Consider the following 12,751-nt stretch of genomic DNA (forward strand, 5'->3'; position numbering starts at 1 on the left):
AATATAAATCTATCGGATTTAAAAAAATGAATACTTCTAATTATCAGAAGTTAAATAAGGTAAAGTTAAGGGATACTTTAAAAGGTAGGATAAATAAGGTGGTGAGTTAATGAAAAGTGAAGTTGAATTTCTGCAATTATTAGATGGGGAAACAGATGAAACTGCTCTAGAAAAATTCAAAAGAAAAATGATTGCTCTAGGCAAAGAGATAAAAATTGTAAATAGTAAAAGAATGTGCCCAAAGCTTATGAAAATATATTTTGTTGAAAATAAGAAAAAGGAAATGCAGGGGATGGGATAGTTAAAAAATAAGATACACAAGTTCTTGAGTCATTATGATTCAGTTGCTTGTGTATTTTTATATTTTTACCACTAAAATAAGGAATTATTTAGATATTTATAGAAATATTTAGTCTTTTTTCATGTTTCAGTATTGAAAGAACTATGAATTATATAATAAACTATATTTACTAACACTTACATTTAATTCTGCTATAAAGTATCAATTATATGATTTCTAATTAAGGAGTACATAGGAGAAATTAAAAATATTTTTAATTTGGGGGGGAGAATTTGAGTAAAAACACAATTACAAAGTTAGTAGTATATAATTTAGTAGTAGCTTTGACGGCTATAGTATTGTTTTCTCCAGGGCTTTTAAATTTATTTGGTAAAGCAACTGGGTTGATATCACAATCACTTATAATAACCTTATTGTTGATGATTATATTTGTATTTATATATCTTAATTATAGTTTGCTATTTGCTAAAAAAGATTCATCTGTTGAATTAAAAGCTGAGACTATGAGGGATGTTGTTAAGATATTAAATAATAATACATACAAGAAATCTTTTGGAAAAACTATAAAAACTCTTATTAATCAAATAGATTCCTATACAGTGTTAAAGGACGATATATTAGAGGATTTAGAAAAGCGATTTGATAAAAATAGTTTAAGTTATTCAAAGTTTTATCAAACTATACAAGCTATGGAGTTTGTTTATTTTGATATGATGAAAAGAACAGCTACTAAGATAGAGAATTTTAATGAGGATTCTTATAATACATTAAAAAGAGAAGATAAAAATAGAGATGATAAGGTTATAGATGAAAGATTAGAGATGTATCAAAAATACTTATCAGATATAGAAACCTCAATTGAACAAGGAGACAAGATATTATTAAGATTGGACAAGTGTATGTTTGAATTATGTAAGTTAGATAATGCAGAAGGCGATTTAGATAATATGTTAGAGATCAAGCATTTGGATGAATTAATAAATAATATAAAGCATTATAAGTAAGGGGGATAATAATGAAAATTTTAAAGAACGTATTAACATTTATCATTATAGCGGGAATCGTTTTCGCTGTGGTATATGGTGGAGTATCTTTAACTAAAAATTTGGGTAAATCTGATACACAGGTATCTGAAGAAGATGCAAGTAAAACAATGAACAAGTTGTTAAAAAAGGTTAGTTATAAAGAAGTTGGAGCAAGAAAAGCTTCTGTAGTTTTAGAAAGTAATAATTTAAGTGACACACTTCCAAGTATAGATAAGTATCCAGTGAAGGTTGAAAATACAACTGATACTTTTGTTGAGATATTTTCCTCATCTGAAAAAGCTGGTAGCGGAAATGATGCTTGGCTATTAGATATGGCTAACAAATTTAACTCTTCAAGTGTGGTTGTTAATGGGAAAAAGGTATCTGTAAAAATTAGGGCAATTTCATCTGGTGAAGGTATGGATTATATATCTTCAGGAAAATATGTTCCTGATGCTTATACTCCTTCAAATGATTTATGGGGAAAAATGCTTCAAGCTAAAGGCATTAAAGTAGATACTGTAGAGGAAAGATTATTAGGGAATGTTCCAGGAGTTCTTCTATCATCAAGTAAAAAAGATGAACTAATTAAAAAATATGGATCTGTTAATCTAAAGGTAATAACTGAGGCTGTTGCAAATGGTGAATTAACAATGGGTTATACAAATCCATTTCAAAGTGCTACAGGTTTAAATTTTCTAGTATCAACACTAAATAGCTTTGATACTAACTTGTTGAGTGATTCAGCTGTATCAGAATTTGAAAAGTTCCAAGCTAACATACCTTTTGTTGCTTATACAACTTTACAAATGAGGGAGTCAGCAGCATCTGGGGTTTTGGATGGTTTTATAATGGAATATCAAACTTACAAAAACTCTCCAGAATTATTTAGCAGCTATGCATTTACTCCATTTGGATTAAGACATGATAATCCTTTATATGGCATAGGAAATTTAACTGATGAGAAAAAATCTATTTTAAATGAGTTTGTAAAACTATGTAAAAGTGGTGATAGTCAGAAATTAGCAAAAGACTATGGCTTTAATGAGTTAGATAATTATAAGTCAGAAGTTAGTATGCCAGCTGGTGACACTATAATAAGAGCGCAGAAAATATGGAAAGATAAGAAAAATTCAGGACAAGATATAGTTGCAGTATTTGTAGCTGATAAGTCAGGAAGTATGGAAGGCGAACCTATGACTAAATTAAAAGAGTCATTAATCAAGGGTTCGCAATATATAAGTAATAATTCATCTGTAGGATTAGTGAGTTATTCAGATGATGTTGAGATTAATTTACCTATAGGTAAGTTTGATTTAAACCAAAGATCCTTATTTACAGGAGCGGTTGAGGATATAAATGCAGTAGGGGGAACTGCAACTAATGATGGTGTATTAGTTGCTACAAAGATGTTATTAGAAGCTAAGGAGCAAAATCCTAATGCAAAGTTAATGCTTTTTGTATTAAGTGATGGAGAACAAAATAGAGGCCTTAATTTAGATAAGATAACACCTGTTATAGAAGCATTTAAAATACCTATTTACACAATTGGTTATAATGCTGACATTGATGCTCTAAACGTATTATCTAGTATAAATGAAGCTGCTAGTATAAATGCTGACTCAGAAGATGTTATCTATAAGTTAAGCAATTTATTTAACGCACAAATGTAGGAGGTTATTATGGGTTTTACAATGGATGCCACAATAGATTTAGATAGAGTTCCAAAAGCTCCAGATATAAAGGTTTTGGAACAAGAGATTGATAAGCAGTTAGAAGTTTCTGAGGAAGTAAAAACAGAACTTGAAAAAAGAGCTGAGGCAAATATAAATAGTATTTTTGATGTTGATATTTTATCTATGGATTCTAGAAAGAGTTTCATAAATCCAATAATAGAGTTTGGTAGAGATACTATGGAAGCTTCAGCTAAAAGAAACTCTATGTTAAGTATCTCTGTTGGGAAGTTAGCTACACTAGAGGACAAAGATAATGTTATATCTAAAAGTCTGTTAGATTTAAACAAAGAAATGAAGGCTTTAAATCCATCTTTAATAGACTTTAATAAAACTGGTTTATTATCAAAACTATTTAATCCTATAAAAGACTATTTTGCAAAATATGAAAAAGCTAGTGATGTTTTAGTGAATATATCTAAAGCTTTAGATAAAGGTAAAAAAACTTTAGAGAATGATATTATAACAATGACTAACGAAGAAATAGAAATGAGAAAACTTACTAAAAAACTAAAATCAGAGATAGAGTTATTAACAGCAATGGATCTTTGTCTTGAAAAGAAAATACAAGATGCAAGTAGTAATGGAGTTGATCCTGAAAAGATAAAATTTGTAATGGAAGAAATTCAATTTCCACTAAAACAAGGATTAATAACTATGCAGGAAGTTTTAACAGTAAACCAACAAGGTATATTATCGATTGAATTATTTAAAAGAAACAACAAAGAATTAATGATAGGGGTAGATAGAGCAAAACTAGTTTCTATGTCAGCCCTTAGTATAGGAGCTATGCTTGCAAGTGGTTTGTATAATCAAAAGATAGTTATTAAAACCATAGAGGCAGTAAACCAAACAACAGGAGCTATGCTTGTTGGTATTTCTGAAATGATAAAATCACAAGGGGTAGATATTCACAAACAGGCTGTTAACTCAAACATATCTGTAGAAGATCTGCAGAAGTCATTCGATAATTGTTTAACAGCTATAGATGATGTAAGTAAGTTTAAGCTTGAAGCATTGCCTAAGATGAGAGAAACTATAGACAAGTTTAAGAAACTTACAGAATCAGGTGAAAAGGCAATAAATAAGTTTGAAAATGGAGATAAATTTTCATTTTAGAATATGTTAATTATGAACTATTTCTCAGTATTTAAGCCTGAGAATAGTTCTTTTTAAATAAAATGTTGACAATGTTTACAGATTATATTAATATAATTGTATATTAAATATGAATTCATTTAAGGATTGTTACTGGAATGCAGGCAAAACCTAAATTGATACCAAACTTGTTATAGCCTATGGTTATAGCTGTTTGATGTTGATTTGGGTTTATTTTTATTTAAAAACAGAATAAATTCTTTCTATAATTTAAAAACTACTATTATGTGGATAAATGTTTCTAATGGAAATTTGATGTAAAGGAGATTAGGGATGTGCTAATAAGCAAAGTGTTAAATAATAATGTTGTTACAATTAAAAATGAAGATAATCAAGAGTCTGTGGTTATGGGAAGAGGGATAGCCTTTCAAAAAAAGAAAGGTGATGAGATTGATGAAGAGAAAATAGACAAGATATTTGTTTTAAAAAACAAAAGCATAAATGATAAATTAATTACTTTAGTTAATGACATTCCAGCAGAATATTTAGAGGTTTCTGAAGAGGTTATAAAATATGCTGAAGAAACGTTAAATACGAAACTAAATGAAAATATATATTTAACACTAACTGATCATATAAGCTTTTCTATAAACAGATATAATAATAATTTAGAGATGAAAAATGTTATGCTTTGGGATATAAAGAGACTTCATAAACCAGAGTTTGATATTGGAATTAAGGCGTTGAAAATCATAAAAGATAAAATAGATATGACCCTACCAGAAGATGAGGCTGCTTCTATAGCTATGCATATTTTAAATGGTGAGTTGAATCAAGACATGCCACAAATAGTAGATATTATAAACTTAATAAACGAAGTATTAAAAATTGTGAAATATCATTTTAATATTGACTTTGATGAGGAGTCTATTAATTATTATAGATTTATTACTCATTTAAAATTTTTTGCACAAAGAATGGTTAATGGTAAATACTATGAAGATGATGATAATGAATTATTTGAAATTATTAGATTAAAATATCCAAAGTCTTATGAGTGTACTAAGAAAATAGAAGGATTTATAAAACAAAAATTTAATAGCCAGCTTACAAAAGAAGAGAAATTATATCTTATAGTACATACGGCAAGAGTAGTAAAAGAAAGTCAATAAAGCTTTAAAGAAGTTATTTTCTTTAGGTTTTTATTATACATATTTATATAAATTAAAGGAGGGTGTAATAGTAAAATTAATTTTTAACCAGAAGTTTCATAGGATTGTAACTGATTCGATCAGGCAAAACCTTAATTCTTCAAAACTTAACTATATTAAATTTTGAAAGTGAGGAATTAAGCTATGAATTATGAAAATTTAGCTAAATCAATATTAGAAAAAGTAGGCGGAGAAGGCAATATATCAAATTTAACACATTGTGCAACAAGATTAAGATTTAATCTTAAAGACAAGACAAAGGCAAACACTGATGGATTAAAAAACACAAGTGGTGTTATGGGTATTGTTGATAAAGGAGGACAATATCAAGTTATTATAGGTAACGAGGTTAATAATGTCTATAAGCAAATAGTTAAAATATCCAATATAGAAGTTGCTGACGGAAAGGATTCTGAAGAGGATGATAAACGTAAAGTTTCTGCAAAAGTTATAGATACAATAACAGGAATATTCACTCCTATATTACCAGCAATAACGGCTGCCGGCATGATGAAAGCAGTTCTTTCATTATTAGTTGCTTTTAAATTAATAACAACTAAATCACAAAGTTATCAGATTATAAACTTTATGGCTGATGCAGCTTTTTATTTCTTACCAATACTTCTTGCAAATTCTGCTGCTAAAAAGTTTAAGACAAATCAATATTTAGCTATGATGCTTGGAGGAATGTTAGTTCATCCAACATTTGTATCAATGGTAGGTGCAGCTAAAGAAGCGGGAACAGGAATATATTTATTTGGTTTACCGATATCTTTAGCATCTTATAGCTCAAGTGTTTTACCTATAATATTAGGTGTTTGGTTTATGTCTTATGTTGAACCAATAGCAGATAGAGTATCACCAAGTGCAATTAAGTTTTTCACAAAACCATTGATTACAGCTATGGTTACAGGAGTAGCTTTATTAGTTGTAATAGGACCTATAGGATATATAGTAAGTGATAAAATAGGATTAGGTATTAAAACTTTAGAGTCTTATGCTGGTTGGTTAGTACCAACTTTAGTTGGAGGTTTAACTCCACTATTAGTTATGACAGGTACACATTATGGACTAGTTCCAATCGGTATAAACAATCGTATGACTATGGGATATGATACTATAATATATCCAGGAATGTTAGCATCTAACGTTTCTCAAGGTGGTGCTGCTTTAGCGGTAGCAGTGAAAAGCAAAAATAAAGAGATAAAACAATTAGCATCATCAGCAGGTATTACAGCAGTTTGTGGTATAACTGAGCCAGCACTTTATGGTGTAAACTTAAAATTTAAAACTCCATTATATTCAGCTATGATAGGTGGAGCAGTGGGAGGATTATTTTTAGGACTATTTAGAGTATCAAACTATACAGGTGGTTCTCCAGGATTTTTAACACTTCCAAGTTATATTGGTGGAGATTCCATGAGCAACTTTGTATATGCCTGCATAGGAGCTGTAATAAGTGTAATTGTATCATTTATAGTTTGTTTAATATTATATAGAGATAAAGTTGAAAGTGAAGAAGTTGTTAATAGTGTTGAAAAAAAGAATTTAGTTAATAAAATTACTATAGCTAGCCCTATAAGCGGAGAAGTTATTTCATTAAATGAAGTTAAAGATGAAACTTTTGCTTCAGAAATGATGGGAAAAGGAATTGCAATTAAACCTACTGAAGGAAAGGTAGTATCACCAATAAATGGAGTTGTTCAGACAATATTCAAGACTAAACATGCTATAGGTTTAAAATCAAATGATGGAGTTGAGATTTTAATTCATGTAGGTATGGATACTGTTCAATTGGAAGGTAAGCATTTTACTTCATACATTAAGGATGGTGATGAGGTTAAAGTTGGAGATATTTTAGTAGAGTTTGATATGGAAGCCATAGAAAAAGAAGGTTATGAATTAGTTACTCCAGTTATAGTAACAAATACTATGGATTATTTAGAGGTTTTACCAATGAATTTAGACATAGCAAAACTTGGAGATACTATTATAAGTATTATTTAGTTAATATGTTTAATTAAAACAGAAGGGAGTATCTTTAGCTTAATGCAGAGATACTCTCTTTAATAAAGGAGATAGGTATGTATTCTAATAAATTTCCAGAAAACTTTTTATGGGGTGGAGCAACAGCTGCAAATCAATGTGAAGGAGGATATAAAGATGGAAATAAAGGTTTATCAACAGTAGATGTTATTCCATCAGGAGAAGATAGGTTTCCAGTAATGAAAGGAAACCTAAAAATGATGACTTGCGATGAAGAGCATTATTATCCAAGTCATGAAGCTATTGATTTTTATCATAGATATAAAGATGATATAAAATTATTTGGAGAAATGGGATTTAAAACCTTTCGTTTATCAATTTCTTGGGCACGTATATTTCCAAATGGAGATGATGAAGTTGCAAATGAAGAAGGTTTAATGTTTTATGAATCTTTATTTGATGAATGTCTTAAATATGGGATTGAGCCACTAGTAACTATAACGCATTTTGATGTGCCAATGCATCTTGTGGAGACAATAGGCTCATGGAGAAGCCGTAAGATGGTAGAACATTATGAAAGACTATGTACTACTCTTTTTAATAGATACAAAGATAAGGTTAAATACTGGCTTACTTTCAATGAAATAGACATGTTATTGCATTTGCCTTTTATAGGAGCTGGATTAACTTTTGATGAGGGAGAAAATGAAGAAGAAATAAAATATCAAGCAGCCCATCATCAGTTAATTGCAAGTGCAAAAGCTACAGAAACAGCAAGGGAAATAAATCCAAACTTTAGGATTGGTTGTATGCTTGCTGGAGCAAGTACTTATGCAAATACATGTGCACCAGAGGATGTTTGGAAGTCTATTACAAGAGATAGAGAAAATTATTTCTTTATTGATGTACAGTCACGTGGAGAGTATCCTAATTATGCAAAGAAGATGTTTGAAAGAAATAATATAAATTTAAATATGGAAGATAAAGATGAAGAGATTTTAAGAAACAACACAGTAGACTTTATATCATTTAGCTATTATGCTTCAAGATTAACTAGTGCAGATCCAAATGTAAATACGAAAACATCAGGAAATGTATTTCCAACATTGAGAAATCCTTATTTAAAGGCTAGTGAGTGGGGATGGCAAATAGATCCATTAGGTCTTAGAATAACATTAAATGCATTATATGATCGTTATCAAAAACCTTTATTTATAGTTGAAAATGGACTTGGAGCTGTAGATATTCTAGATAAAGATGGTTATGTAGAAGATGATTATCGTATAGAATATTTAAGAGAACATATAAAGGCTATGAAAGTAGCAATTAATGAAGATGGAGTAGAACTAATGGGATATACGCCTTGGGGATGCATAGACCTTGTAAGTGCTTCAACTGGTGAAATGAAAAAACGTTATGGTTTTATATATGTTGATAAAGATAACGAAGGAAAAGGAACCCTAGCTAGAAGTAAAAAGAAGAGCTTCTATTGGTATAAGAAAGTTATAGCTAGTAATGGAGAAGAATTAGATTAATGCACATAAAAATCAGCTTTTGATAGGCTGATTTTTTTATGTCATCTGAGTAATTGACAACAGGGTAAGAAGAAAATTGTGCAATTAATTAACAATTGTGCTAACATATAACTATTAATATAAAAGACAAAGCTTTAGGAGATGATAGTATGCATAAAAATAAATTGGTAGTTATAGGAGTAGGACATGTTGGATCTTATGTCTTAGCTGATGCTATGAAGCTTGGTTTATTTGCAGAAATTGGTGTAATTGATATTTTAGAAAATGTAGCATATGGAGAAGCTCTTGATCAGGCTCAAGCTACAGCATTAACTTATATGAATAATGTTGAAGTTAAAAGTGGGGGTTATGAACAATGTGAGGATGCAGATGTTATTATTATAGCTGCAGGTCCAAGTATGATACCTGATCCTAATGACCCAAAAGGAGAACCTGATCGTACGTTATTAACAAAAATAAACTGTGGAGTTATTCGTGACGTAATGAGTGGAATAACAAAGTATACGAGGGATGCAATAATAATTTTAATAACTAATCCATTAGATACCATGGTTTATATCGCTGAAAATGAATTTAATTATCCTAAAGGACGTGTGTTTGGAACTGGGACTATGTTAGATTCAGCACGTTTAAGAAAATTTATTGCTGATACCTATAAAATTGATCCAAAATCAGTGACAGGATATATGATGGGAGAACATGGTAGTACTGCATTCCCTGTTTTAAGTCATGTTAACGTCTCTGGTATACCATTTTCAGAGTTAAATGAATACTTTGAGGGTTCTTATGATATAAATGATCCCGAAGTAGTGAAATCTGCAATAATTACTTCAGCCTATGAAGTCTTTAATGGTAAGGGATGGACCAATGCTGGTGTTGCTCAATCTGCTGTTACTATGGCAAAGGCTGTTCTATTGGACGAAAAAAGTGTTTATCAAGCATCTACTACCTTAAGAGGTCAATATGGTCATGACGGAGATGTAGCATTAAGTATGCCATGTGTTATTGGACGAGAAGGAGTTATAAAACAACTGCCTGTAAAATTAAATGAATGGGAAATAAAAAAGCTAGAAGAATCTATTTCTTTTATAAAATCAGCTATGAAAGATGCAAAAACTGGACCTGAGTTTAAAATTTAAAGAGGTGAATAATTTTTAATGGATACAGATAATAAAAAGTTATTTAAGTACTTAGGTATAATTTTTATATCAGTTTTGATATGTTATAGGCTTCCGCATAGTTCATATTCAATAATAGAATATATTATAAGACCAATAAGAATTAATTATACAACAATATATCTTGCAGGATTAATTCCACTAGTACTATTTATTATAGGGATAAAAGGTCTTTTTAAATTAAAAAGAAATGAAAAGAAAAGTAAATTTTTTATTTTTATTGTAACTGTATTTGTAATAATACCGATAATGAAGTGGTCTTTAGGGTTCGTAAGGTCAAGCTATCACTTTATTATTAAAGATGGATTAAATTCATTAGATATTACTGATTCTAAAGTTAATTTAGGTAGTAATAATAATGATTTCTCTATAAATGTAAATATGGAGATAATTGATTATGGTTCAAGTAATAAGGACTTTAAAGTAAAAATGTATTTACCTAAATCTTTAACTGATATTTTAGGAGAAGAGGCTTATGATTTAGAGGGTAGTTATAATACTTACGGACATAAAGGTAAAATATATGTAAATGAAAAAATTGTTCTTAAAAATGTAAATGAAAAATGCGGGGAGAAATTTTTAAAACAATGTGGTATTTTGATCCTATAAGGTATGAGCTATATAATAATGATCAATCAATAAAGATAGTAGATTATAGAAATAAATCATTTTAGAAAAATATTTAGTAGCAGGTGGAAAATAAAATTTTTAAAAAATAAGTTAGTAATGCATGAAATCACAGCCTTTGGACTGTGATTTTTTCATAGGTTGATAAGTTTATTTCATTTTTCAATTAATAAGTTACCTATTTTTGATAGATACTTTTCATTTTCTCTTCAATCTATTTATTTGAATATAAAGAGTTAGTATAATCAAAGAAAAAACTAGGGGGAAAAAGTTATGAGTGATATAAAAGTAATTATTATGGATGTTGATGGAACTTTAACTAATAGTGAAAAGAAAATTACTGAAAAAACTAAAAAAACTTTAATAAGGGCTCAAGAAGAAGGGGTTATTTTAGTTTTAGCATCAGGGAGACCTACTTCTGGATTAATGGATTATGCAAAAGAATTGAAGATGGATAAACATCATGGACTTTTAGTTTCTTTTAATGGAGCTAAGGTTATTGAGTGCCAAACTAATAAATTGTTATTTAATGAGACTATGTCTGTAAAAGAAGGGCAAGCTGTTCTTGAGCATATGAAGAAATTTGATGTTAAACCTATGATTGATAAAGATGATTATTTATTTGTTAATGATGTTTATGACTGTTATGTACAATATAAAGACAAGCCTTTTAATGTAATTCAATATGAATCTCGTGGTGGTAAATTTAAGTTATGTGAAAAAGATGATTTGGCAGCTTTTGCTGATTATCCTCTGAATAAAATATTAACGGCAGGAGATCCAGAATATCTAAAAGAAAATTATGAAGAGATGATGGACCCATTTAAAGATACTTTAAGTTGTATGTTTACAGGAGCTTTCTATTTTGAATTTACTGCTAAAGGAATTGATAAGGCTAAGGCTTTAGATACTGTTTTAATTCCTATGGGATATAAAAAGGAAGAAATGATGGCTTTTGGTGATGGACATAATGATGCTTCAATGATCAAATATGCTGGTATTGGAATAGCTATGGCTAATGCAGTAGAGGATTTAAAGCAAGTAGCTGATGAAGTAACCTTATCTAACGAAGAAGATGGGATTGCCTACGCTTTAAGTAAATATTTTGAGGATTTAGATTTAAATCCAGCCATTTAGACTATACTTCAAGAGAAAAATTAAAGAAAATAATGTATAATGTTCATGAGGTGATTTTCATGAACATTTTTATTAAGTTAGATAAAGTAACAAACTTAACTGAAAATGAAAAAATATTAGTAAAATTTATGCAAGAAAACGCAGAAGATTTTATAAAAATGAGTGCACTTGAAATAAGTGAAGTTTGCTTCATTTCAACCTCAACTATTTATAGGCTTTGTCAGAAACTTGATTTAACAGGTCTATCAGAACTTAAGGTTCAGGTATCTACTTCTATAAATGAGTATTTGAAAGAAAAGAATTTATTAGATTATAATTATCCAGTTAAACAAAATGAAACACAAAATCAAATTATTTTGAATTTGAAGGAATTATATGAACAGACCTTGATTTCCTCATTTAATTTAATAGATTTAGAACAATTAAGATTAATATCAAATATTCTAAAAAAGACAAAACACATCGATTTATATACTTCAGCTGGAAATATTTATTTTGGAGAAAACTTTAAGTTTCAGATGCAAGAGATTGGAACTTTCGTTAATGTTCCAATAGAAGAATATAATCAACTTTTAACGGCTTCCACAAGTGATGAAAGCCATGTTGCTATAATAGTTTCTTTTGAAGGAAGGGGAATTATAATAGAAGATATTGCAAATATCTTAAAAAATAACAAAACCTCAATTATTTTAATTTCTTCTACAAATGAAAATCCATTAAGTAAATATGCTGATTATCATTTGTATCTAAGTTCAAATGAAAACCATTTTAATAAAATTTCATCGTTTTCAACTAGGTTATCTTTATTATATATTTTAGATTGTTTATATGCTTGTTATTTTAAACTTGATTACGATAAAAATGTAGCCTATAAACTTGATACCTATAAAAAATTGTCTAATAAAATTAATAAATAATGA

The 12,751-nt window shown here is 29.1% G+C and carries 11 protein-coding genes; all 11 read left to right on the plus strand.

Features of this window, described 5'->3' with window-relative positions:
- The first annotated feature begins 109 nt into the window (after positions 1–109).
- The 11 genes from P8F83_RS05555 to P8F83_RS05605 all read left to right on the plus strand — a co-directional run bounded on the left by P8F83_RS05555 (position 110) and on the right by P8F83_RS05605 (position 12,748).
- Positions 110–301, plus strand: coding sequence for a hypothetical protein (locus P8F83_RS05555; RefSeq protein ID WP_326513788.1), 192 nt, complete (start codon positions 110–112; stop codon positions 299–301).
- A gap of 272 nt (positions 302–573) precedes the next feature.
- Positions 574–1,305, plus strand: a complete 732-nt coding sequence (locus tag P8F83_RS05560) for a hypothetical protein (RefSeq protein ID WP_326513789.1) — start codon at positions 574–576, stop codon at positions 1,303–1,305.
- Between the two features lie 11 nt (positions 1,306–1,316).
- Positions 1,317–2,999: a vWA domain-containing protein gene (locus P8F83_RS05565; RefSeq protein ID WP_286907041.1), complete on the plus strand. Its 1,683-nt coding sequence runs from the start codon at positions 1,317–1,319 to the stop codon at positions 2,997–2,999.
- 9 nt (positions 3,000–3,008) lie between these two features.
- On the plus strand, positions 3,009–4,178 hold the full coding sequence (locus P8F83_RS05570; RefSeq protein WP_238904089.1) for a toxic anion resistance protein: 1,170 nt from the start codon (positions 3,009–3,011) through the stop codon (positions 4,176–4,178).
- Between the two features lie 314 nt (positions 4,179–4,492).
- A complete protein-coding gene (gene licT, locus P8F83_RS05575) occupies positions 4,493–5,329 on the plus strand; it encodes a BglG family transcription antiterminator LicT (protein ID WP_326513790.1) in 837 nt (278 codons plus the stop codon).
- A 183-nt stretch (positions 5,330–5,512) separates the two neighbouring features.
- Positions 5,513–7,375, plus strand: a complete 1,863-nt coding sequence (locus P8F83_RS05580; protein ID WP_326513791.1) for a beta-glucoside-specific PTS transporter subunit IIABC — start codon at positions 5,513–5,515, stop codon at positions 7,373–7,375.
- 77 nt (positions 7,376–7,452) lie between these two features.
- Positions 7,453–8,889: a 6-phospho-beta-glucosidase gene (locus tag P8F83_RS05585; protein ID WP_326513792.1), complete on the plus strand. Its 1,437-nt coding sequence runs from the start codon at positions 7,453–7,455 to the stop codon at positions 8,887–8,889.
- A 149-nt stretch (positions 8,890–9,038) separates the two neighbouring features.
- Positions 9,039–10,028, plus strand: a complete 990-nt coding sequence (locus tag P8F83_RS05590; RefSeq protein ID WP_326513793.1) for a lactate/malate family dehydrogenase — start codon at positions 9,039–9,041, stop codon at positions 10,026–10,028.
- 18 nt (positions 10,029–10,046) lie between these two features.
- Positions 10,047–10,676, plus strand: a complete 630-nt coding sequence (locus tag P8F83_RS05595) for a hypothetical protein (protein ID WP_326513794.1) — start codon at positions 10,047–10,049, stop codon at positions 10,674–10,676.
- A 291-nt stretch (positions 10,677–10,967) separates the two neighbouring features.
- Positions 10,968–11,831: a Cof-type HAD-IIB family hydrolase gene (locus P8F83_RS05600; protein WP_326513795.1), complete on the plus strand. Its 864-nt coding sequence runs from the start codon at positions 10,968–10,970 to the stop codon at positions 11,829–11,831.
- Between the two features lie 59 nt (positions 11,832–11,890).
- Positions 11,891–12,748, plus strand: a complete 858-nt coding sequence (locus P8F83_RS05605) for a MurR/RpiR family transcriptional regulator (RefSeq protein WP_073016713.1) — start codon at positions 11,891–11,893, stop codon at positions 12,746–12,748.
- Positions 12,749–12,751: the final 3 nt, after the last annotated feature.

It is taken from the genome of Clostridium intestinale, from assembly GCF_035905475.1.
GTDB classification, from domain to species: Bacteria; Bacillota; Clostridia; order Clostridiales; family Clostridiaceae; genus Clostridium_T; species Clostridium_T intestinale.

Excerpts from the sequence above, each read along its gene's own strand:
- P8F83_RS05555 (WP_326513788.1), top strand. The coding sequence starts at position 110 with ATGAAAAGTGAAGTTGAATTTCTGCAATTATTAGATGGGGAAACAGAT.
- P8F83_RS05565 (WP_286907041.1), top strand. The coding sequence starts at position 1,317 with ATGAAAATTTTAAAGAACGTATTAACATTTATCATTATAGCGGGAATC.
- P8F83_RS05570 (WP_238904089.1), top strand. The coding sequence starts at position 3,009 with ATGGGTTTTACAATGGATGCCACAATAGATTTAGATAGAGTTCCAAAA.
- P8F83_RS05580 (WP_326513791.1), top strand. The coding sequence starts at position 5,513 with ATGAATTATGAAAATTTAGCTAAATCAATATTAGAAAAAGTAGGCGGA.
- P8F83_RS05585 (WP_326513792.1), top strand. The coding sequence starts at position 7,453 with ATGTATTCTAATAAATTTCCAGAAAACTTTTTATGGGGTGGAGCAACA.
- P8F83_RS05590 (WP_326513793.1), top strand. The coding sequence starts at position 9,039 with ATGCATAAAAATAAATTGGTAGTTATAGGAGTAGGACATGTTGGATCT.
- P8F83_RS05595 (WP_326513794.1), top strand. The coding sequence starts at position 10,047 with ATGGATACAGATAATAAAAAGTTATTTAAGTACTTAGGTATAATTTTT.
- P8F83_RS05600 (WP_326513795.1), top strand. The coding sequence starts at position 10,968 with ATGAGTGATATAAAAGTAATTATTATGGATGTTGATGGAACTTTAACT.
- P8F83_RS05605 (WP_073016713.1), top strand. The coding sequence starts at position 11,891 with ATGAACATTTTTATTAAGTTAGATAAAGTAACAAACTTAACTGAAAAT.